The organism is Mesorhizobium hunchu (assembly GCF_040081975.1).
Taxonomy (GTDB): Bacteria; Pseudomonadota; Alphaproteobacteria; order Rhizobiales; family Rhizobiaceae; genus Mesorhizobium; species Mesorhizobium hunchu.
The window spans coordinates 136,251-156,477 of record NZ_JBEBMG010000009.1 but is presented as its reverse complement, the minus strand read 5'-3'; the positions used below and the strand labels follow the sequence as shown (position 1 = coordinate 156,477).

The window sequence follows — 20,227 nt, the reverse complement described above, 5'->3', positions numbered from 1 at the left end:
GATCGCCTCACCCATCACTGCCACATCCTGGAGACCGGAAACGACAGCTTCCGCTTCAAGAACAGCTCCGCCCAGACCACACCAACAAAGAAGGAGAAAGCACCCACCTTGACCAAAACCTAAGACCCAAACCATACATGAAGGCGGGTCACTTCTCGGCGAAAATCTCGGGTCAGCTCTCAACGGAAATCAACACTCTGGGACATGATCGTCAGCGGCCAGCTCACCGAAAACGTCGGGATCAGTCTCCAGCGCGCGGCGATCGGCTTTTCGCTGGCCGTCGTGGTCGCTGTCCCGCTCGGCCTGCTGATGGGCCGCTACGCCGTTTTCGAGAAGGCGTCCGACTTCCTCGTGCAGACGCTGCGCAACACCTCGCAGTTCGCACTCCTTCCCGTCTTCATCCTGATCCTCGGCATCGGCGAAGCGTCGAAGGTCGCCGTCACCTTCTATGCCGCCGTCTTCTTCGTGCTCATCAATACGATCGTCGGGGTGAAATCGGTCGACCCCCTTCTGATCAAGGCCGCGCGTTCCATGGGGACGTCCGACTGGGATCTGTTCAAGAAGGTCATCCTGCCGTCGGCCATTCCCTCCATCGTCGCGGGCGCACGCCTGGGCGTGAAGACCTCGCTCTTTTCCGTCATCGCCGCCGAGATGCTCGCGGCACAATCCGGGATCGGCTACCTTATTCAGCAGTCGTCTCTCATGCTCGAGACGGACAGGATGTATGCGGGCATCCTGACCCTGACCATTATCGGGCTGGTGCTGAATTATCTCCTCGTTGCCGGTGAACGGCGGGCCACGCGCTGGCGCGCGACCGGTGAGGGCGGCCCGAGCTGAGCGGCCCGTCACGGTAACTCCAATCCCATGAATCGAAGGAATCATCCAATGTCAGCCACCGTTTTCCGTCCGCACCGCCGAAACCTGCTCAAACTCACGCTCGGCTTGGCCATGACGCCGTTTGCCCTGAACGCTGCAGCTCTTGCCGACGAGGCCAAGCCCGACGTCATCCGCATCGGATCGACCGCGCCCGGTCATCTGAAGTTCATCCTGTTTCGCAACAGGAAAATCCTAGAGCAGAAATTCGCGAAGGACGGCATACAGGTCGAACTGTCCACCTTCGACGGCGGCTCCGCCGCTTCGGTCGCGCTCGGCTCCGGCGCGATCGACTTTACCTATATCGGCAACAACCCTTCATTGCGCCTCGCCGCGACCGGCGCGGACGTGAAGCTCGTCGGCCTTTCGAGCTGGGTTCGTTCGAACGAGACGCAGGTCATCGTTCGTCCCGACTCCCCGATCCAGAAGCTGGAGGACCTGAAAGGCAAGAAGGTCGCCTATCTGTTCGGCACCGTCCGCCATTCGACGTTCGCCAAGGCGTTGAAGTCGGTCGGGCTCGACCTCGGCGACGTGGAAGGCGTCAATATCGGCATCGAGAATTCCGGCCCGGCGCTGGTGCGCGGCGACATCGCCGCGATCGTGGAAAGCACGGGTTCGGCCCAGAAGCTGGTCGAGGCCGGCCAGGCCCGCCTGATCTACGATGCGGGTGTTTCAGGCAAGCCGGAATGGGCCGTCCCGCACCTCATCAGCGTCAATGGCGACTTCGCCCGCAAATATCCGGGTATCGTCACGCGCCTGCTCGCCGCAGATATCGCCACCGCCCGCTGGGCGGACGCCAATCCCGACGAGACGATCGACATCTTCGTGAAGGAGACCGGCGAAAGCGAGGCTGCAGTGCGCGCCACCTATCCGGACGGCAAATTCTGGCAAGATCCGGAGATCACCGACGAGGCCGTACAGGCGCTTCAGGGCGAGGAGGCCTTCATGGCCGAAGCCGGCCTGTTGAAGGGTAAGGTCGACTACCAGCGCTGGGTCGATCGCTCCTTCCACGACGAGGCGTTGAAAAAGCTGGCGGCAAGCAACTGACGCCCCGTCAATGCCGTCGATGGATTTGAGAGGCCGGTTCGCTCCAGGCCGCTCGCACCGTCTTTGATTTCGACGTCCGAGCCTCGCATGGACGATGTCCTGGCGAGGAGGCATTAAGAACCGTCACCGCCACGGCCCTGAGGCCGTGGCCCGCGGCGCTAGCCGCTCAGGCCTGGCGCTGGGCCTCGTAGCGGCGGCGGGTTTCCTCGTTCATGGGATAAAGTCCCGGAAGCTGCACGCCACGCCCGACCTCTTCCATGATCCATGCCTCCATGCGTTCCTGCTCGATCGCCTCCTCGACGATCGTCTCGCAAAGAGCGGCGGGAACGACGACCGCGCCATCGTCGTCGGCGACGATGATATCATCGGGGAAAACGGCGACGCCGCCGCAGCCGACCGGCTGCTGCCACCCCACGAAGGTGATGCCGGCGACCGACGGTGGAGCGGCGACCCCGTTGCACCAGACAGGCAGGCCCGTCGACAGTACCCCGGCGACATCGCGCACGGCTCCGTCGGTGACCAGGGCTGCGACGTTGCGCTTCGCCATGCGGGCGCACAGGATATCGCCGAAGATGCCGGCATCGGTCACGCCAGTCGAATCGACCACGGCGATGCAACCTTCGGGCATGTCCTCGATAGCGGCGCGGGTCGAAATCGGCGATGCCCAGGATTGCGGCGTCGCCAGATCCTCGCGTGCCGGGACGAAGCGCAGGGTGAAGGCGCGGCCCACCAGGCGCGGCTGTCCGGTGCGGATCGGGCGCGCGCCGCGCATCCAGATGTTGCGCAATCCCTTCTTCAAAAGAACCGTGGTCAGGGTCGCGGTGGAGACGGCCGAAAGGGCCTCGATGGCCGCGGACGATACGGTACTGGCGGATTCGCTCATTCGAAGTGCCTTCAAGCTGGTTCAGATGCTCGGGATGAAGCCGCCGTCGACACGGATGACGGAGCCGGTGAGATAGGAGGCGCGCTCGCTGGCCAGGAACGCCACGACGTCGCCATATTCGGAGGGACGCCCATAGCGGCCGACGGGAATGGAAGCCGTGCTTTCGGCGCTGACCTCCTCGACGCTGCGGCCCTCGCGCCTGGCTTTCTGCTCGTCGAGGAAACTTATGCGTGGCGTGGCGATGCGGCCCGGCAGCACGATGTTGCAGGTGACGCCGTCGCGGCCGACTTCCCTTGCCAGCGTCTTCGACCAGCCGACAAGCGCGAGCCTCAGGCTGTTGGACACGCCGAGATTGGGGATCGGCGCGACCACGCCGGACGATGTCGAGGTGACGATGCGACCCCATTTGCGCTCGCGCATCCCCGGCAGCACACGATCCGTGATCGCGATGACCGACATCACCATGGACTGGAAATTGCCGGTCCAGAGACTGACCGGCTGGCCGGATGCAGGGGTCGGCGGTGGGCCGCCGGTATTGTTGACCAGAATATCGATGCCGCCGAGCTCGGCCTCGATATGGGAGACCTTGCCGTCGATGGCGTCGAGGTCGGCGAGATCCCATTCGAGCGGCAAGGCTGTCCCGCCGCTGTCGCGGATGGCGTCGGCGGTTTTGGCCGCTGCCTCGGCATTGATATCGGCCGCGACGACCTTTGCGCCTTCCGCCGCCAGGGCCGATGCAATCGCGCCGCCTAGTCCACCTCCGGCTCCGAAAACGAGAGCCGTCCTGCCTTCGATACCCAACTGCAACGTCATTTCTCCCTTGCTTTCCGGCCAGACTCGACCGCATTGACACCAAAGAAAATATCTTCAAACCTTGGTTCAGACATAAGGGAAACTATCGCCTTGGATACCCGCTTTCTCGAGACGCTGGTCGCCATCGTCGAACTCGGGTCGATCGCCGAGGCGAGCCGCCGGCTGGGGCTCACCCCGGCGGCGCTGTCGCAGCGCATCAAGGCGCTTGAAAAGGACATCGGCGTCCCGCTGCTGGCGCGCTCGGGCCGTGTAGTGCAGGCCACGGCGGCGGGCGCAGCGATCCTGGCGCGCTCGCGCGAGCTGATCCGCGACGCGCGCGAACTGCGAAGCCTGGCGTCCGGCGGAAAGATCGCCGGCGAACTGCGCCTGGGCGCCATTTCGAGCGCGATGACGGGGCTTGCGCCGCCTCTGATCCGCGCCATGACGGAGCGGAGCGCCCATGTCGAATTCTATCTGCGCCCGGGCTTTTCGGGCGAGCTTTTCGATGCGGTCGTCAGCGATCGCCTCGACGCGGCGATCATCGCGCGGCCCTCTTTCGCTATGCCGAAATCATGCGACTTCAGGGTGCTGCGCGAGGAGCGGCTGATCCTGGTGGCTCCCCGCGCCCTTGCCAAGAGGAACCCACACGACATCCTGCGCACCGAGCCCTATGTCCGCTATGACAGCGCCCAATGGGGAAGCCGCCCTTCGGAAGACTATCTGCGCAGGCAGGGGATCGCCACGAACGACCGTTTCGAACTCGATTCCCTCGAAGCGATCGTCCTCATGGTCAACAGCGGCCTCGGCGTTTCGCTCATCCCCGAATGGGCGCCGCCATGGCCCGAAGGGCTCGACCTGGTGCGCATGCCCCTGCCGGCGCCGGCGCAGCCGCGCCAAATCGTGCTGGTGTGGACCCGCGCCGACGCGCGGCGACGCCTTGTCGGCCTTCTCCTCGAAGCCGTGCGTGACGTCGGCCTTGGAGAGCCCGCGAAGGATCGTTAACACGCAAAGCATGCAACCGGCCCGCGGACGCGCCTGTGTCGGCCGGACACGCACCCCAACAAGGCCTGCGTTGGCGTTGGCCAGCGCGACATGTCCGCAAAGGGCGACAGGAAACGCGGAGGCAGATCTCCTCCCGCGCCCACCTCGCCGTCAGACAGAATACTCTTCGATCAGGCCGTCCTTGGGTTCCAATCCCAGGCCCGGCTCCTGGCTGACGTCCAGCCATCCGTCTTTCGGTTGCGGCACGTCCTTGAAGATCGCGTTGTAGGCCATCCATTTATGGAAATGATATTCGACCAGCCCGCCGTTGATGAGGCCGGCATGCAGCGCGATGTTGTGCGGCCCGTTGCCGTTTCCATGACTCAACGGGACATTGAAGGCGCGGGCGATCGCCGCGTTGCGAACCGCGGCCGTGATGCCGCCGTCATTGTTGATGTTCGGCTGGATGAAGTCCACCGCGCCTGCCTGTAGAAGCTGAAGCGTCGAGAATTTCTCGTTCTCGGCCGCCGCAATGGGAATCGAGATGCGGGATCTGAGATGGGCGAGGTTCGCGGGATCGTTGTAATGGATCGGCTCCTCGATGAAGGCGATGTCGAGCTCTTCGCACATCTGGCAAAGCTTCATGGCCTGCGCCAGGTTCATGCGCAGATTGCCGTCCATCGACAGCTTGATGTCGGGACCGACCGCCTCGCGCATGGCCGCCATGCGGTGATAGTCGTCGACAGGGTCGGGAATGGCCTGGCGCCCGACCGTGTTCTTGAGATGGGTGCTGCCCAGCGTAACGAGATGCGCGGCCTCCTTCGCCAGTTCCTCGCGCGAGTAGACCGGCGCGCCGTCATAGGCGGCGCCGTGGGTCACGTAGACCGGGACGCGATCGCGCGCTCCGCCGAGCAGATGGTGCACCGGCTTGCCCAGCGTCTTGCCCTTGATGTCCCAGCAGGCGATGTCGATCATGGCCAGCGCGGCAACGAGCATCCGGCCGAGCGGGCGCTCCCATGTATGCCGGTCGAAGAGAAGCGGGATGCGATCTGTCCGGAACGGATCGCAGCCGTATTCGATGATCCTGGGCGCTATCCACTTCTCGATCAGATCGACGGCCGAGTGATGCGTATAGCCGCTCGTGGAATACCCCTTCACGCCGTCATTGGTCTCGATTTCCAGAAGAAGCGCCGCTTCCTTGTTGGGCAGATCGCGGTAAGGAGGCGGCGGAATCGGGATGCCCTTGAGGTTGTGAATCCGGATCTTCGCGATCTTCTGCCTGCTTTCGACGACGTCCGTCTCGAACAGGAATGTGTGGTTGAGCATCGTCTTCCTTTCAGTCTTGCGGAGAAGGAGCGGCGGCTGTCACCGCCGCTCCATCGGATGGGTTGGTCGCGTAGGCCCGGAGCCCCTCGCGAATGTGGTGGCGCATGGCCGCTTCGGCGGCGGCGGGGTCCCTGCCCTCCAGTGCGTCGACGATCAGCCGATGTTCCTCGGAGCGATGATTGAGCCTGCGCTGGTCGCGGGCATTGACCAGCCGGTAGCGCGCGAGCGCGAGTTGCAGGCCGTTGTGGATGCGTTGCACGCGCGCCAGGCCGGAGAGTTCGACGAGACGCGAATGGAAAAGCGTGCCGAGATCGAAAATCCTGTCGATGCGGGCTGTGCCTGACAGCCTGCTTTCCGCATCGGCGATGGCGTTGACAACCTCGCGCAGACCTTCCGTGGAAACACGGCCGTCCATGACCCTAGCCGTCACCTCGTAGGCGGCCAGCCCTTCGATATGCTCGCGAAGACGGACGAGTTCGAAAAGCTCCTCGCTGTGCAGCGGCGCTACCCGCAAGGTGCGGTTGCGCAACCGGACGATCAGGCCGAGTTCCTCAAGTTGCTTGAGCGCCTCGCGAAGTGGTGTCCGGCTGACACCCAGTTCACGCACCAGCGCTTCCTCGGTGATCTTGCTGGCGGGTGCCAATTCGCCCTGTACGATGCGCCGCGAAAGCTCCTCGAAAGCCCAGCCGGAAACGGAAAGCGTCTCGCCGGGGCGCGCCAGCGAAAGGGCGGCCGTCAACTCAGGCATTCCTGGTCCTCCTCATGTTCCGATACCAGCGGATCGCCGGCGTCAGCGCACCATAGACAACAAGCAGGATGGAAACGGCGAAGATCGCGGAAGCGATCGTGCTTTGCCAGAACACGCCGACATCGCCCTGACTGATGATCAGACTGCGCCGGATCGCACGTTCGAGAAGCGGGCCGAGGATGACGCCGAGCAGGAAAGGCAGCATCGGGTAGCGCAAGCGTGTGAATATCCAGCCGGCCAGACCGAACAACACGCCGATGCCCACGTCGGCGACATCATTGTTGATCGAGTAGATGCCGAAGAACACCACCGAGATGACGATGGGAAACAGCAGGGACACCCGGATGAAGACGAGAGCCGCCAGAAGCGGGATCAGCGCCAGCGTGAGGAACACAAGGGTCAGGTTGCCAATGTAGAAGGTGCCGATCAGCGTCCAGATAAACTCGGGCTGCTGGCTGAAAAGCTGCGGTCCGGGTTGGAGACCCAGCATCAGAAGCCCACCGAGCATGACAGCCGTCGTGCCGGACCCGGGTATGCCTAAGGTGAAGAGAGGAATCATGGCCGCATAGGACGCGGCGTTGTTGGCCGATTCCGGCGCCGCCACGCCTTCGATCGCGCCTTTACCGAACTCCTCAGGGTGGTTGCTGGTGCGTTTGGCGGACGCATAGGCGAACACGGTCGCCGCCGTCGCCCCTGCGCCTGGAAGAACGCCGACGACAAAGCCAATCAGTGAACTCCAGAACAGCGTCCATTTGCAGAGCAGGAAGTCGGAAAAGCGTGGAAACAGGCTCGCCATCGAATATTTGGCCGTTGCCCGGGCGTTCTGGCCGGTATCGGCGAGCGCCGCGAACATCTGGCCCAGGCCATACATGCCGACGACGATGATGGTGAAGTCGATGCCTTCAAGCAGATGGATGTTCTGGAATGTGAAGCGCGGCACGGCGTTGATCGGATCAAGCCCTATCATGGCGACCCAGAGTCCGACGCCCAGGCTGAGGAATCCCTTGATCATGTCGTCGCCGCCCAGAACGGTGACCAGGCAGAGCGCCAGCACGATGACGGCCGTCATCTCGACAGGGCCGAAGGCGAGCGCAGCCTGCGCGACCCAGGTGGACAGGAAGGTCATCAGGATGAGGCTGATCAACCCGCCGGTGAAAGAGGCGTACACCGCCATGCCGAGCGCGCGCCCCGCCTCTCCCTTCTGGGCCAGCGGATAGCCGTCCATGACCGTCATCATGGCCGCCGAGTCGCCCGGCACGCCGATCAGGATGGAGGTCACCGAACCGCCATACATGGCGCCGTAGTAGACGCCGGCGAGACCGGCGATCGCCACCGTGGGGTCGAGATTGACGATGGTCGGAAGAAGGATGGCGACGCCCGCGGCGGGGCCCAGCGCCGGCAGGGCACCAACGAAGAGACCGAGCAGAACGCCGACCAGAACGGCAAGCAGATTCTGGGGAGCGGAAGCCGAAGCAAGGCCGGCAAGCAGAAGGTGAAGGGTATCCATTGTTCGACCCGATCAAAAGCCGAGCGGGCCGCTGGGCAACAGCAGGCCCAGGAAGCGCGCGAAAACGAAATAGCAAACCGTCGTGAACAGCACCGAGCTCAGGATCAGCGTCGCCAGCCATCGCAGGTCGGCGCGCCAATGAATCATCAGCGAGACGCCGACCATCAGAAAGGGCAGCGGCAGGAAAGCGCCGAGTTTATCGAAGCAGGCGATATAGACGCCGATCAGGACGATCGTTCCCAGAACCCTCGCGACTTCGGGAAGCTGAATGCTGCCTTCAAGCCTGAGCGCATCGGGCATCGCCCCGCGCAATGTTCTCGCCAGGTTGGCGATGGCGAACACCAGGATCAATATGCCCGCCACCAGCGGGAACGTCCCCGCGCCTGGCCCGGTGTCGCTCGTTACACCATAAAGGATGGCTTCGACGATGACATATGCGCCGAAGAGCGCGGCCGCGACCGAGGTCGCGATATCAAGCTTCGCAAGCTGCACGTTCGTCCTCCCGGCCGATCGAAAACTTCGATCGGCCAATCCATGTGCCTATCGTCCCGAACCTGATCGGACGGTCACTTGATCAGACCGGCAGCCTTCATCTGTTCACGGAAGGCGTCGGTGGTTTTGTCGAAGAGAGACTCGAGATCATCACCCGCCACGTAGGCAGACTGAAGATTGTATTTCTCAACATAGTTCTTCTTCCATTCGTCCGATGAGGCGAGCTTTTCCAGACGCGTCTGCCAGTACTTCAGCGCTTCGTCCGGAACATCCTTGGGCATCACGATGGCGCGGAGCTGCGTGTGCACGATATCGTAGCCGAGCTCCTTGAAGGTGGGCACATCCGGCAGCGCCTCCAGGCGCGTGTCCGTGGACACGGCGAGCGGACGCAAATCCTTGCTTTCGATCTGCTGCAGGATTTCCGACGGATTGCCGAAGATCGCATCGATATGACCGCCCAGGACGGCGCTCATCACGTCGCCCGAGCCGTCGAACGGGACAGACCGGATCTCGAGCCCGCTGGCCTTGTTCAGAAGCGCCGCAAGAATCGTCTGGTCGTTCACGACGCCGGTCGTGCCGGCGGAAATCGACTTGGCGGCGATGAGATCGGTGAGCGTCTTGTATTTCGATTTCGCACTCACCGCGAGTACGTAAGGGTCCTGGGCGATCGCCGCGACAGGCGTGAAATCGGCGGGTCCGACCGGACTCTGGCCCAGAAGCGGCGTGGTGAAGAAACTCGAAGCGGTGGTCTGCAAGACGTAGGGATCGCCTTTGTGCTTGGCCGTGTAGCTATAGGCAATGGCGCCCGACCCGCCGGGACGATTCTCCACCAAAAGGGTCCGGTCGACGAGTTTGAGATCGCCGAGTTCCTTGGACACCGTGCGGGCGAAGATATCGCTGCCGCCGCCGGCCGAACTCTGGACCACCAGCGTCACGTCCCTTTCGGGGTAATCCGCCGCCGTCGCGGCCGGTGAAACCATGCCAAGGGCGGCAAACGCCATGACAGTGCGGCCGAGGCCACTCAACGAAACCATATGTTCCTCCCGATAAGTGAGAAAGACCTCGCAAAGCGAAGCCGAAGGCAAACCTCCCGTCTACCTGAATTCTTGTATACAGAAATTGCCGACGCAGTGAAGAGGCATTTTTTTGATTTTATGAACCTGGCGTGAAATCCGGCCTGATTGCCCAAGGCGATGGAACCGAGCGGGGCAAGGCGACACTTCAGAAAAATCCAACGTTCGAGCAGGAAACAGGGCAGTTGCGCGATTCCAGCATTGGCGCCCACCGCCTCAACGGTGCCGGTGTCGATGCTAGGAAAATAATTTTTCTGTCTTCTAAACCTGCTATATCATATGTTCTGCTTTATACTGTCTCGCCTTAAAAGCGCCCGAAACGGACGAATTCCGGGTTTGGCACAGAAGGGAAGCATGACTGCCGTGATCAATCATAAGACAGGCGGGGTCTTCGCCATCGCGCCGACGCCCTTTCTTCCCGACGGCACGCTTGACCGGGGCTCGATTGCGCAGATGGTCGACTTCTACCGTGCGGCAAAGGTCGACGGGCTGACGATATTGGGCCTGCTCGGCGAAGCGCCGAAACTTGAGCCGGAAGAAAGCGTTACCATGGTTCGCGAGGTGCTGGCTGCCGCAAAGGGCATGCCGGTCGTCGTCGGCGTCTCGGCGCCGGGCTTTGCCGCGATGAAGCGCCTTGCGGCGGAGTCGATGGCGTTGGGAACGGCGGGGGTGATGGTGACGCCACCGGCGGCCATGCGCACCGACGACCAGATCGCCGGCTATTTCCGCCAGGCCGTCGCGCAGGTCGGCGCCGACGTGCCGATGGTGCTTCAGGATCATCCCACCGTCACCGGCGTCGTCATGTCGCCCGCCGTCATCCGCCGCATCGTCGAGGAGAACCCGTCCATCGTCATGCTGAAGCACGAGGATTGGCCGGGGCTCGAGAAGATCTCGACGCTGCGGGACTGGCAGGCCAGGGGCGACATGCGTCCGATCTCGATCCTGTGCGGCAACGGCGGACTTTTTCTCGACTGCGAGATGGGACGCGGCGCCGACGGCGCGATGACCGGCTACGCCTTTCCCGAGATGCTGGTGCGCCTTGTCGCCCTGTCGCCGAGCCAGCGGGAGGCGGCGCAGGATATCTTCGACGCGCATCTGCCGCTGCTGCGTTACGAACACCAGTCGGGAATCGGCCTTGCCGTGCGCAAATACGTGCTGTGGCGGCGCGGTGCTATTGCTCACCCGACCCTGCGGGTGCCTGCGCCGATGTTCTCGGACAGGACGAGGAGCGAAGTCGAGTTTCTGCTCGGGCGTCTCGGCGTCCGCGATCCCATGTGCGCGGTGCCGCCGGTCGCTTGATTCCAGGGCGCGCGCCGGTGGGCGGCGCTCAGGCGCGCTCGACGATGATCTTGAGGACGTCGCGATCACCGTCCCAATAGGGCAGCGCCGCCTCGGCCTCGTCGAAGGGAAAGACTCTCGAGATGAGGGCGTCGGCGGCGGCGCCGATCGTTTCCAGGTGCTCGATCACGGCATGGAAATCGTCCAGCGTCGCGTTGCGCGATCCCATTATGTCGAGTTCCTTCAGGTTGAAGAACTGGGTCTGGTAGGTGACCGGCGTCTTGGAATAGCCGACATAGACGACGCGGCCGGAAAAGCCGGCCAGATCGACCGCCTGGGTGAAGGTGGCGGGCAGGCCGACCGCCTCGAAGGCGACATCGACGCCGTCATCACCAGTCAACCGGTTGATTTCGGCCACGACTTCCTCGCCGCCCGCCGGCAAGACGTGGGCAGCGCCGAACCTCATGGCCAGGCTGCGCTTCTCCTCGCTCGGATCGATCGCGATCACGCGTGCGCCGCGCGCCACCGCGCCGATCAGCACGCCCATGCCGATCATGCCGCAACCGATGACGGCCACCGTATCGTCCGCCGTGACGCGCCCTCGACCGACTGCATGAAAGCCGACCGAAAGCGGCTCCACCAACGCCAGGTGGCGCGGTGCCAGTGTTTCGTTGAGTATGAGCTTTTCGGCCGGAACGTTGATCTCCTCGGCCAGCCCGCCGTCCTGCTGGACGCCCAGCGTGCGGTTGTAGCGGCAGGCGTTGACCCGGCCCTTGCGGCACGACGCGCATTTGCCGCAACTGGTGTAGGGCATGACGATGACGCGCTTGCCGACGGCATAGTCCGCGCTCACGCCCGGCCCCGCCGCGACGATCTCGCCGCCGATCTCGTGACCGGGGATGCGCGGCAGCTGCACGAGCGGGTTGAGACCTCTGAAGGTATTCAGGTCGCTGCCGCACAGGCCGACATGGCGCACGGAAACCCGCACCTCTCCCTCCCCCGGCGCGCCGAGCGGCACGTCGTGGAAGCGCGTAACGTTTTCCTTCTCGATCCTCAATGCCCTGGTCATCATGCCTGTTCCTGAAACCCACCAGACCCGATGCGCGCCAACACCGGCGTGGTTGCCATATTCGTGATAGTTGGAAAGGGCGCGAAGCGCTCCCACGAAACCGCGCGAGCACAGAACCGCAATGACGGTGACGTGTAGCACGGTGTCCCGGAACATTCCATTCGGAAAGGACCGGACTTCGCAGCGGTTCCGTATCGCGCGCGCCATCGCCGTGGATCGCACGAGTCGGATGGTTCGCTCTCGCCATTGTCCGTCTGTCGCTCTATGACAATGCTTACGCTTACGAACGTTGAGGGAATTCGTGCCTTACTCGTCGCCTCAAGCCGTCGATGGCCGGCTGACACGTTCCGCCATCTTTCTGGTGATGACGATTGCCGAAGGGGACCAGAGAGAAGGCACGGTGCGGGGCCTGCTCGGGGATCTCGCCGGGCTGGTCCGTGCCGTCGGTTTCCGAAACCCGGAAGGACAATTGTCCTGCATCGCAGGGATCGGCAGCGGCGCATGGGACCGGCTCTTCGGCGAACCGAAACCGAGGGATCTGCATCCCTTTCGGGAGATCCACGGTGTGCATCACGCGCCGGCCACGCCCGGCGACCTGCTTTTCCACATCAGGGCGCCCGGCATGGACCTGTGCTTCGAACTGGCGGCCCAGATCGGGTCGCGCCTGAGCGGCTCGGCCTCGATCGTCGACGAAGTGCACGGCTTCGGCTATTTCGACCAGCGCGACCTCCTCGGCTTCGTCGACGGTACAGAGAACCCGACCGGGCGGGACGCCGTGCAGGCGACGGTCATCGACGGCGAGGACGCGGCCTTCGCCGGCGGCAGTTACGTGATCGTCCAGAAATACCTGCATGACCTCGACCGCTGGAACGCCCTGCCGGTGGAGCAGCAGGAGCTGATCATCGGCCGCAGGAAGCTCTCCGACATCGAGCTCAGCGACGAGGACAAACCCAGCTACGCCCATAACGCGCTGACGTCGATCACCGATGAGAACGGCGAGGAATTGCAGATCCTGCGCGACAACATGCCTTTCGGCGACATCGGACGGGGAGAGTTCGGCACCTACTTCATTGGCTACGCGCGGGCGCCGCAGCGCATCGAGCGCATGCTGGAAAACATGTTCGTCGGCGATCCGCCGGGCAATCACGACAGGATTCTCGATTTCAGCCGGGCCGTCACCGGCACGCTTTTCTTCGTGCCGTCGACGGATCTTCTCGAAACCCTCGCGGCCGGAGGCATCGTGCCGGCGGCACCGGCAGCCGCAGACACGGCAGATAAAACTCGATCGGACGGATCGCTTGGCATAGGCTCGCTCAAGAGCGGAGGCAGGACATGAACAATCTTCTGAGGGAACTGGCGCCGATCTCAGAGGCGGCCTGGGCAGAGATAGAAGAGGAAGCCAAGCGCACCCTCAAGCGCCATCTCGGCGGCCGCAAGGTGGTGGACATCTGCGGACCGAAGGGCTTCGACCTGTCGGCCGTGGGCACCGGCCACGTCAAGCGGATCGATGCACCGGCCAAGGGCGTCGGCGCCGTCCAGCGGGAGGTGAAGCCGCTGGTCGAACTGCGCGTGCCGTTCGAACTGTCGCGGCAGGCGATCGACGACGTTGAACGCGGATCGCAGGATTCCGACTGGGACCCGCTGAAGGAAGCGGCCCGGCAGATCGCCTTCGCGGAAGACCGCGCGATCTTCGACGGCTACGCCGCGGCGGGCATAAGGGGCATAAGGCAGGAAGCGAGCAACGAGGCCGTCGTCCTTCCCGCAGCCGCGATGTCCTATCCGCAGGCCGTGGCGCAGGCGGTCAGCCGGCTTCGCCTTGCCGGCGTCGAGGGACCGTACGCGCTGGTTCTCGGCCAGAGTGCCTATACCGCGGCCAGCGGCGGCAGCGACGACGGCTATCCGGTGCTCGACCATGTCGAGCGGCTGGTGGACGGCGGCATCGTGTGGGCGCCGGGGATCGAGGGCGGCGCGGTGGTCTCGACCCGCGGCGGCGATTTCGAGCTCGACATCGGGCAGGACTTCTCGATCGGCTATCTGAACCACAGCGATACGGCGGTCACGCTCTATCTGCAGGAGACGATGACGTTCCGGATGCTGACGGCGGAGGCGGCCGTGTCGCTCGACCCGGCCGCGGCCTGACCGGAGTCGGTCGACGGACCTGCAACGATGATCGAGCGCAGCATGGCCACGACGAACCCGCGCAAGCGGAGCCAGGCTTGACCCGGCAGCGCAGCCGCCGCGGCGGCGGACGCCCCACCATTGCGGACGTGGCCCGCAAAGCCGGCGTCGGCGCGATCACCGTGTCGCGGGCGCTCAGGGAGCCGGCGCGGGTTTCGCAGGACTTGCGCCGGCAGATCCAGCGCGCCGTGGACGAGCTGGGCTACGTGCCCGATCCGAACGCCAGGGCGCTGGCGTCGGCGCGCGCGGAGGTGTTCGGCGTGCTGGTGCCGTCGCTGACCAACAATGTCTTCGCCGAGGTGGTGCGCGGCATCTATGACGGCCTCTCCGACAAGCCTTACCGCATCCAGATCGGCAACACACATTATTCGGGGATGGAGGAAGAGCGGCTGTTGCAGCTCTTCCTCAGCCAGCGACCGGCCGCGCTCATCGTTTCCGGCATAGACCAGACGAAAGCGGCCCGGCGCCTGCTGGACAAGGCGGGATGCCCGGTGGTGCAGATCATGGAGACAGGGCCGGACCCCGTCGACATGCTGGTCGGCTTCTCGCATTTCGACGGCGGCCGGGACGCCACCCAGCATATGATCGACACGGGCTATCGGCGCATCGGCTTCCTTGGCGCCCGCATGGATCCGCGCTCGCAGCGCCGGCTTGCCGGCTACCGCGCCGCGGTGGAAGCGGCCAGCCTGTTCGATCCGCGTCTCGTGACGACCACCCCCGTCCCGTCCAGCGTGTCGCTCGGCCAGGAACTGTTCCGCGAGGCGCTGGCGAAGGTGCCGCGGCTGGATGCCGTGTTCTGCAACAATGACGACATCGCCCTCGGCGTGCTGTTCGAATGTCACCGTGCTTCGATCAAGGTGCCGAAGCAGATCGGCATCACCGGGTTCAACGACCTCGACATGATGCACGTCGCCTTTCCCTCCGTCACCAGCGTGCGCACGCCGCGCTACGATATCGGCTATCGCTCCGTGACGATGGCGCTTGCCGAACTGTCCGGCGAGAAGCCGAACGAACACGTCGTCGATCTCGGCTTCGAACTCATGCCGCGCGAAAGCACCGCCCGCTGATTTTGTAGTCGGCAACCAGAATCCATCTTTACAGGCGAGTTATGGTAGCGCTACCATCAATCTGTCTTGGATTAAGATGGCGGCTTGGTGGGCGGCGGATATGAAGCCGGTCACGGCAGCCAAGAGGTATGCCGCCCTTGAGGAGGGCGGCGGAAATCAATCGGGAGGATTATCTATGAAACACGCACTTCTTGGCGGCGTTTGCGCCGCCGCCGCACTTGTCATGCTCGGATCGTCCGCGCTGGCCGATCCGGAGGTCGTCCAGGGACCGGCCGCGCAGCCGGACTGTTTCGCGCCGTGGAAGGCGGACACGCAATTCTTCAAGTATCCGAAGAAGGACGGTCCGTATCGCATCGCCCTCGCCAATGGCTACATCGCCAACACATGGCGCATCCAGATGGTGCAGACGGCCAAGGCCTACGCGGCCCAGCCCGACGTTGCCGCCAAGCTCAAGGAGTTCAAAGTCGTGTCGACCGGCGAAGACGTGCCGGCGCAGATTTCGGCCATCAACAACTTCATCGATTCCGGCTTCGACGCCATCGTGGTGGACGCGCAGAACCCGACGGCCTTCACGCCTGTCATCAAGCGGGCGAAGAAGGCCGGCGTCGTGCTGGTCGCCTTCGACAACACGCTCGACACCAAGGACGCCATCAACGTCAATGTGGACCAGAAAGGCCTCGGGGAACTGTGGGGCAAATGGCTGGTCGGTCATCTGCCGAACGGCGGCAAGGTCCTCGAGGTCCGCGGCGTCGCCGGAACCTCGGTGGATACCGATCGTCACGCCGGCATCGCCGAAACCCTGCAGGGGTCCGGCAAGGACTTCAAGGTCACCGAGGTCATGGGCAAGTGGGATGACGGCGTCGCCCAGAAGGCGGCGGCTGACGCCATCGCCACCAATGGCCCCTTCGACGGGATCACGGCGCAGGGCGGCGACACCGGCGTGGTGCAGGCAATGATGGACGCCAAGCATCCCTTCGTCCCCTTCGGCGGGGAGACCGAGAACGGCTTTCGCAAGTTCTGCGCCAAATACGCCTCCGAAGGCCTGAAATGCACCTCCGCCGGCAGCGGACCGGCACAGGTCGCGGTGGCGATCAAGACTGCTATCGCCGCGCTCGAGGGCGAAGTGGTGCCGCAGGAGATCAAGCTGCCGCTGGCGATCGCCTCCGACCCCGATTTCAAGGAAGGCCAGGATTACTTCCCTAAAGAATCCGACAACTTCTTCGTCGGCAACTCCTTCCCGTCCTGCGGCATCAACTTCACGGCGCAGGAGATCATGGGCCAGTCGAAGGAAAATCAGTAGGTTTCGCGCCTTGACGCCGCGGCGAATATCGTCGCGGCGTCTCGGTCCTATTCGAATGATCTTGACCCAGGTCGTGCCGCCGGAGAAGCCTGATGAACGATGCGGTTGCGCCGCTCCTCCAGATGGAGGGCATCACCAAGAGCTATGGCGGTGTCAGGGCGCTTGAAGACGCGAACCTTCGCGTCGAGGCGGGAACGATCCATGCCATCCTCGGGGAAAACGGTGCCGGCAAGTCGACGCTGATCAAGACCCTGTCCGGGGTCGTCGCGCCGGACGCCGGCGAGATCAGGCTCGACGGCCGGCCGATTGCCTTCGGCTCTCCCGCGGCCGCCAACGCTGCCGGGATCGTCTGCGTCTTCCAGGAACTGTCGCTGATCCCGGAACTGAGCGTCGCCGACAACATCGTCATATCCAATCCGCCGAAGCGCTTCGGCATGATCGATCGCCGCGCCCAGCGCCGCATCGCCGAGGAAGCGCTGGCGCGGGCCGGCGCCTCCGACATCCATCCGCTCGCGCTGGTCAAGGACCTGCCGCTGTCGCGGCGGCAGATGGTCGAGATCGCCAAGGCGCTGGCGCGCAAGCCGCGCATCCTGATTCTGGACGAGGCGACTTCCGCCCTGACGGCCGCCGACGTTTCAAAAGTGTTCGGCGTGCTGAAGCGGCTGCGGCAGGAAGGGCTCGCCCTGCTCTACATCTCGCATCGCATGAACGAGATCGCCGAACTGGCAGACCACTGCACCGTCTTTCGCAACGGCCACAACGTGGCGAGCTACAAGGCCGGCACGAAATCCGACGACGAAGTCGTGGAACTGATGATCGGCCGCGAATACAGCAACGTGTTTCCGGCCAAGCCTGCGCCGCGGCCGAAGGAAGCGGCACCGCTGCTGGAGGCGCGGGGGCTGTCGTGGGCGGGACGGCTGCGCGACATCTCCTTCGGCCTCCGTGCCGGCGAAATCGTCGGCCTCGGCGGTCTGGACGGGCAGGGCCAGCGCGAATTGCTGCTCGCCTTCTTCGGCGTGCTGCGCGGCCTTTCGGGCGACATCCTGGTCGACGGCAGGACGGTCTCGATCTCGAGCCCGGCCGAGGCGCGCAAGTCTGGCATCGGCATGGCGCTGATCCCCGAGGACCGCAAGACCGAAGGGCTGATGCTGCCGATGACGGTACGCGACAACCTGTCCTTCGCCGCCCTCGACAGGCTGACCCGGAACGGCGTCATCGACCGGGAGGCCGAACAGCGGATGATCGACGAGATGGTCAGGCTGCTTGCCATCAAGACGGGCGGGCTGGATATCCCGGTCGGTGCGCTTTCGGGCGGCAACCAGCAGAAGGTGGTGATCGCCAAGTGGCTGATGCGCCACCCGCGCATCATCCTGCTCAACGACCCGACGCGCGGCATCGACGTCGGCACCAAGCAGGAGATCTACCAGCTGCTGCGCCGGCTGGCGGACGAGGGGGCGGCGATTCTTTTCTACTCGACCGACTATGACGAACTGATCGGCTGCTGCGACCGCGTGCTGGTGCTCTATGACGGGGCGGTGAAACGAGAGCTTGCCGGCGACGAGATCACCGAGCATGCGCTGGTGGCGAGTGCCCTCAATATCGGTGATGAAGTGGAAGTGAGGGTCGGCGCATGAAGGACTGGCGCTACTGGTTCGCCGAACAGCGCGGAACGCTGGCCGCGCTCGGCCTGTTCATCGTCATGTTCGCCATCTACACGGGCAACCATCCGGCCGGCTTCAGCGCCAATGTGGTGCAGACGGCGGCCAACAAGGGTGTGCTGCTCGCCTTCGTCGCCATGGCGCAGACACTGGTGGTCATCACCGCCGGCATCGACCTCTCGGTCGGTATGATCTTCCTGCTCAGCAACTGCCTCGCCTCCTGGCTGGTGGTCGGCACGCCGATGGAAACCACGCTCGGTGTGCTGGCGGTTCTCCTCGCCGGCATCGCGTGCGGAGCGGTCAACGGCGCCATCGTCATCTATGGCCGGCTCCAGCCGATCGTCGCCACCATCGCCACGGGCGCCGTCTACTACGGCATCGCTCTTCTTCTGCGGCCGTTCCCCGGCGGTTCTGTGAACGAGGACCTCGCAGACGCCCTGACCGGCGAGGTGTTCGGTGTCGTCCCCGCCAGCCTCGTGGCCCTGTTCGTCGTCGTCCTGGTGATATGGGTGCCGTTCCGCCGTTCGGTCCTAGGCCGGGGCGCCTACGCGGCCGGCTCCTCCGAGGCGGCGGCCTATATGTCGGGCGTGCCGATCCGCCGTGCCAAATTCGCCGCCTATGCGCTTTCCGGCCTGCTGGCGTCGATCGGCGGCCTTTTCCTCACCTTCTTCACCTATACGGGCGAAGCTGCCTTCGCCAGCGGCAACGCCTATACGCTGTTTTCCATCGCGGCGGTGGTGCTGGGCGGCGTTTCGCTGATGGGCGGACGCGGCAGCGCGGTGGGTGCCGTCTTCGGGGCGCTAGCCTTCCGGACCATCGGTGACCTCTTGTTCGTGTTCGATTTCGATGCGCTGTGGCAGCCGCTGTTCCAGGGCGTGATCCTGCTGGTCGCCGTCAGCGTCGGCGCGTTCGGACTGTTCAGGGTGAAGAACCGGCTGGAGTGGTTCCTATGAGCGATGCGACTCCCGCCAAGACAAGCAGCCGCCTGCCTTCCTTCCTGCGCCGCACCGATCCGGCGGTGCTGACGGCATTCGCCTGCATCGTCGTGCTGCTGCTGGTCGGAAGCCTCTATTCGCGCAACTTCCTTTCGGTCGAGTACCTGCTGCAGCAGCTCAAGGTCGCGTCCTTTCTCGGGGTCATCGCCACCGGCATGATGCTGGTGATCCTACTCGGCCAGATCGACCTCTCCGTCCCCTGGTCGGTGACCACGGGCGCCATGATGGCCTGCGCGGCGGCGGCCTACGGGCCGGCGGGAACGGCGCTGGCGATCCCGTTCGGCATCCTGTGCGGTGTGGCCATCGGTCTCGTCAACGGTATCGGCGTGGCCTACCTGCGCATTCCCTCGATGATCATCACACTCGCCGTCAACGCGGTCGCGCAGGGGCTGATGGTGGTCTACACGGGCGGTTTTTCCCCGCAGGATTCTGCGACCGCCGCGATGCGCTACATCGCCACCGGGTTCCTCGTTCCCGGCATCCCGAATGCGGTGCTGATCTGGGCTCTGGTGGCGGCTGCCACGGTGTTCCTGCTGACGCGAACCGGCTTCGGCCGCGCCGTCTACGGCATCGGGAACCGCGAGCGCGCCGCCTATCTGTCGGGCGTCGACACGCGCCGCGTCGTGCTGATCGCCTTCGCCCTCTGCGGCGGCCTCTCGGCCTTCGGCGGCGTGCTTCTGGCGGGCTATGCGTCGAAAGCCGCGCAATCGATGGGCGACGTCTATCTCCTGCCGTCCATCGCCGCCGTGGTGCTCGGCGGCACGTCGATCCTCGGCGGGCGCGGCTCGTATCTCGGCACGGTGGCCGGCGTCATCCTCATCACGCTTCTGCAATCCATCCTGTCGGTGATGCAGATGCCGGAAGCCGGCCGCCAGATCATCTACGGCGTGGTCATTGTGGCGATGCTCCTGCTCTACGGGCGCGCGCCCGCGAGCCGCTGATCCGATGACCGGGACGAAA

General features: G+C 64.3%; 19 protein-coding genes and 1 pseudogene. 12 read left to right on the top strand and 8 right to left on the bottom strand.

The genetic code is table 11. The annotated features are described in order from the left end of the window. The 3 genes and pseudogenes from ABMA46_RS16500 to ABMA46_RS16490 all read left to right on the top strand — a co-directional run. A partial coding sequence (locus ABMA46_RS16500) for an ATP-binding protein (RefSeq protein WP_349000971.1) occupies positions 1-123 on the top strand: 123 nt, incomplete at its 5' end. A gap of 72 nt (positions 124-195) precedes the next feature. Further along, positions 196-837, top strand: a pseudogene (locus tag ABMA46_RS16495) (ABC transporter permease); the annotation flags it as partial. 48 nt (positions 838-885) lie between these two features. After that, positions 886-1,920: an aliphatic sulfonate ABC transporter substrate-binding protein gene (locus ABMA46_RS16490; protein ID WP_349000959.1), complete on the top strand. Its 1,035-nt coding sequence runs from the start codon at positions 886-888 to the stop codon at positions 1,918-1,920. Between the two features lie 166 nt (positions 1,921-2,086). Here ABMA46_RS16490 and ABMA46_RS16485 read toward each other — a convergent pair whose 3' ends face one another. Both ABMA46_RS16485 and ABMA46_RS16480 read right to left on the bottom strand, forming a co-directional pair. Then, a complete protein-coding gene (locus tag ABMA46_RS16485; RefSeq protein WP_349000958.1) occupies positions 2,087-2,803 on the bottom strand; it encodes a ribonuclease activity regulator RraA in 717 nt (238 codons plus the stop codon). 21 nt (positions 2,804-2,824) lie between these two features. Beyond that, on the bottom strand, positions 2,825-3,616 hold the full coding sequence (locus tag ABMA46_RS16480) for an SDR family oxidoreductase (RefSeq protein WP_425475762.1): 792 nt from the start codon (positions 3,614-3,616) through the stop codon (positions 2,825-2,827). Positions 3,617-3,706: 90 nt separating this feature from the next. Between ABMA46_RS16480 and ABMA46_RS16475 the strand changes: the two genes are divergently transcribed. Continuing rightward, positions 3,707-4,597 carry a LysR family transcriptional regulator gene (locus ABMA46_RS16475; protein WP_349000956.1) on the top strand — a complete coding sequence of 297 codons (891 nt, stop codon included), beginning with the start codon at positions 3,707-3,709 and terminating at the stop codon, positions 4,595-4,597. Between the two features lie 150 nt (positions 4,598-4,747). On the opposite strand, the gene ABMA46_RS16470 is transcribed toward ABMA46_RS16475, so the two are convergent. From ABMA46_RS16470 to ABMA46_RS16450, 5 genes are all read right to left on the bottom strand, one after another. Then, positions 4,748-5,902 (bottom strand): mandelate racemase/muconate lactonizing enzyme family protein, encoded by a 1,155-nt coding sequence (locus ABMA46_RS16470; protein WP_349000954.1) that lies wholly within the window; start codon positions 5,900-5,902, stop codon positions 4,748-4,750. Between the two features lie 10 nt (positions 5,903-5,912). Continuing rightward, on the bottom strand, positions 5,913-6,650 hold the full coding sequence (locus ABMA46_RS16465; protein ID WP_349000952.1) for a GntR family transcriptional regulator: 738 nt from the start codon (positions 6,648-6,650) through the stop codon (positions 5,913-5,915). Then, complete coding sequence (locus ABMA46_RS16460) at positions 6,643-8,157, bottom strand: tripartite tricarboxylate transporter permease (RefSeq protein WP_349000950.1); 1,515 nt, start codon at positions 8,155-8,157, stop codon at positions 6,643-6,645. The genes ABMA46_RS16465 and ABMA46_RS16460 overlap by 8 nt, the downstream gene beginning before the upstream one ends. Before the next feature lie 12 nt (positions 8,158-8,169). Further along, the gene (locus ABMA46_RS16455; protein WP_349000949.1) at positions 8,170-8,649 is read right to left on the bottom strand and encodes a tripartite tricarboxylate transporter TctB family protein; all 480 of its coding nucleotides are present in this window, start codon (positions 8,647-8,649) and stop codon (positions 8,170-8,172) included. Between the two features lie 74 nt (positions 8,650-8,723). Next, positions 8,724-9,683 carry a Bug family tripartite tricarboxylate transporter substrate binding protein gene (locus tag ABMA46_RS16450; RefSeq protein WP_349000947.1) on the bottom strand — a complete coding sequence of 320 codons (960 nt, stop codon included), beginning with the start codon at positions 9,681-9,683 and terminating at the stop codon, positions 8,724-8,726. A gap of 393 nt (positions 9,684-10,076) precedes the next feature. On the opposite strand from ABMA46_RS16450, the gene ABMA46_RS16445 reads away from it, so the two are divergent. Continuing rightward, entirely contained in the window at positions 10,077-11,021 is a 945-nt protein-coding gene (locus tag ABMA46_RS16445) for a dihydrodipicolinate synthase family protein (RefSeq protein ID WP_349000946.1), read from the top strand. Positions 11,022-11,049: 28 nt separating this feature from the next. Here the strand turns inward: ABMA46_RS16445 and ABMA46_RS16440 are convergent, their stop codons facing one another. Further along, positions 11,050-12,225, bottom strand: coding sequence for a zinc-binding alcohol dehydrogenase family protein (locus ABMA46_RS16440; RefSeq protein ID WP_349000945.1), 1,176 nt, complete (start codon positions 12,223-12,225; stop codon positions 11,050-11,052). 145 nt (positions 12,226-12,370) lie between these two features. Here ABMA46_RS16440 and ABMA46_RS16435 point away from each other — a divergent pair, with 145 nt between their 5' ends. From ABMA46_RS16435 to ABMA46_RS16405, 7 genes are all read left to right on the top strand, one after another. Continuing rightward, the gene (locus tag ABMA46_RS16435) at positions 12,371-13,405 is read left to right on the top strand and encodes a Dyp-type peroxidase (protein WP_349000944.1); all 1,035 of its coding nucleotides are present in this window, start codon (positions 12,371-12,373) and stop codon (positions 13,403-13,405) included. Next, positions 13,402-14,208: a family 1 encapsulin nanocompartment shell protein gene (locus tag ABMA46_RS16430; protein WP_349000943.1), complete on the top strand. Its 807-nt coding sequence runs from the start codon at positions 13,402-13,404 to the stop codon at positions 14,206-14,208. The genes ABMA46_RS16435 and ABMA46_RS16430 overlap by 4 nt, the downstream gene beginning before the upstream one ends. Before the next feature lie 77 nt (positions 14,209-14,285). Next, positions 14,286-15,314: an HTH-type transcriptional regulator GntR gene (gene gntR / locus ABMA46_RS16425; protein ID WP_349000942.1), complete on the top strand. Its 1,029-nt coding sequence runs from the start codon at positions 14,286-14,288 to the stop codon at positions 15,312-15,314. 175 nt (positions 15,315-15,489) lie between these two features. Further along, positions 15,490-16,614: a sugar ABC transporter substrate-binding protein gene (locus tag ABMA46_RS16420; RefSeq protein ID WP_349000941.1), complete on the top strand. Its 1,125-nt coding sequence runs from the start codon at positions 15,490-15,492 to the stop codon at positions 16,612-16,614. Between the two features lie 92 nt (positions 16,615-16,706). Then, positions 16,707-18,248: a sugar ABC transporter ATP-binding protein gene (locus ABMA46_RS16415; RefSeq protein WP_349000940.1), complete on the top strand. Its 1,542-nt coding sequence runs from the start codon at positions 16,707-16,709 to the stop codon at positions 18,246-18,248. After that, positions 18,245-19,225 carry an ABC transporter permease gene (locus tag ABMA46_RS16410; protein ID WP_349000938.1) on the top strand — a complete coding sequence of 327 codons (981 nt, stop codon included), beginning with the start codon at positions 18,245-18,247 and terminating at the stop codon, positions 19,223-19,225. Before ABMA46_RS16415 ends, ABMA46_RS16410 begins: the two co-directional genes overlap by 4 nt. Continuing rightward, a complete protein-coding gene (locus ABMA46_RS16405; protein WP_349000937.1) occupies positions 19,222-20,208 on the top strand; it encodes an ABC transporter permease in 987 nt (328 codons plus the stop codon). The genes ABMA46_RS16410 and ABMA46_RS16405 overlap by 4 nt, the downstream gene beginning before the upstream one ends. Positions 20,209-20,227 lie beyond the last annotated feature (19 nt).

Coding starts and splice junctions, on each gene's coding strand:
- ABMA46_RS16490 (WP_349000959.1), top strand. CDS start 886: ATGTCAGCCACCGTTTTCCGTCCGCACCGCCGAAACCTGCTCAAACTC.
- ABMA46_RS16485 (WP_349000958.1), bottom strand. CDS start 2,803: ATGAGCGAATCCGCCAGTACCGTATCGTCCGCGGCCATCGAGGCCCTT.
- ABMA46_RS16480 (WP_425475762.1), bottom strand. CDS start 3,616: ATGACGTTGCAGTTGGGTATCGAAGGCAGGACGGCTCTCGTTTTCGGA.
- ABMA46_RS16470 (WP_349000954.1), bottom strand. CDS start 5,902: ATGCTCAACCACACATTCCTGTTCGAGACGGACGTCGTCGAAAGCAGG.
- ABMA46_RS16465 (WP_349000952.1), bottom strand. CDS start 6,650: ATGCCTGAGTTGACGGCCGCCCTTTCGCTGGCGCGCCCCGGCGAGACG.
- ABMA46_RS16460 (WP_349000950.1), bottom strand. CDS start 8,157: ATGGATACCCTTCACCTTCTGCTTGCCGGCCTTGCTTCGGCTTCCGCT.
- ABMA46_RS16450 (WP_349000947.1), bottom strand. CDS start 9,683: ATGGTTTCGTTGAGTGGCCTCGGCCGCACTGTCATGGCGTTTGCCGCC.
- ABMA46_RS16445 (WP_349000946.1), top strand. CDS start 10,077: ATGACTGCCGTGATCAATCATAAGACAGGCGGGGTCTTCGCCATCGCG.
- ABMA46_RS16440 (WP_349000945.1), bottom strand. CDS start 12,225: ATGTTCCGGGACACCGTGCTACACGTCACCGTCATTGCGGTTCTGTGC.
- ABMA46_RS16430 (WP_349000943.1), top strand. CDS start 13,402: ATGAACAATCTTCTGAGGGAACTGGCGCCGATCTCAGAGGCGGCCTGG.
- ABMA46_RS16420 (WP_349000941.1), top strand. CDS start 15,490: ATGAAACACGCACTTCTTGGCGGCGTTTGCGCCGCCGCCGCACTTGTC.
- ABMA46_RS16415 (WP_349000940.1), top strand. CDS start 16,707: ATGAACGATGCGGTTGCGCCGCTCCTCCAGATGGAGGGCATCACCAAG.
- ABMA46_RS16410 (WP_349000938.1), top strand. CDS start 18,245: ATGAAGGACTGGCGCTACTGGTTCGCCGAACAGCGCGGAACGCTGGCC.
- ABMA46_RS16405 (WP_349000937.1), top strand. CDS start 19,222: ATGAGCGATGCGACTCCCGCCAAGACAAGCAGCCGCCTGCCTTCCTTC.